We start from the raw sequence: 719 nt of genomic DNA on the forward strand, positions 1-719 counted from the left end.
AACTGCAATATGGAGGCATGACCTAATTTTATATGGCAAAAAGTAATTTTCGTTACTTTTTAGAGCTTGTATATTCAATACAAAATCATTCTTATCATAGATAAAAATTTTAACTAAGTTTAGATATAATAAAGTGCCGAGAATAATTGAACGAAATAAGCCAAGAGATGCTTTTAAAAGTTGTTTATCGATTATAAGTATAATTTTTCGGTATGGTAATTTGAATAAATTTCTGATTAACTTATAGTAAGCATATGTGTTGTAAGGCTTCTTAGCTAAAATAAGTTCTATATTTACCATACCCATTCCATTCGGATAAATTTCATGTAATAAATCTTTATCTATAATGATAAACTAGATACGGCTCAATGATAGCTGTTCTTTCTTCTGCTGTTTTAGTGTTCATAACGGCTTAGTCCTCCTGATTAAACTTAAATGATTCAAGTTTGATCACCAAGAAATTGGTGATCAGGGAGTTAGAAACACCGTCAACAAGAACAGCTGAGTAGTTTTTAGGCTTAAAGTTATACTCTAAGCCCTGAACATGACTACTACCTCCCCGACCGTAAAATATCGAGGAATAAACCAATTTAACGGTGGTTTACTGCCTGTTGATGGAGGTTTCTACACTCCAGAACAACCTTAGTTGTTCCAAGATGATTCTAAGCAATACTCTTGTAGAAGTCAAGATTTAATCTTACAGACATTATAAAAATTAT

General features: G+C 31.4%; 1 protein-coding gene. It reads right to left on the minus strand.

What is annotated here, in order from left to right; genetic code table 11:
* Nucleotides 1-300 (minus strand): hypothetical protein (locus KYQ89_RS04775; protein ID WP_256621361.1); only part of this gene is annotated, 300 nt, incomplete at its 3' end.
* Between the last annotated feature and the right edge of the window lie 419 nt (nucleotides 301-719).

Origin of the sequence: Rickettsia sp. TH2014, assembly GCF_019249195.1 — a bacterium.
Lineage (GTDB): Bacteria > Pseudomonadota > Alphaproteobacteria > Rickettsiales > Rickettsiaceae > Rickettsia > Rickettsia felis.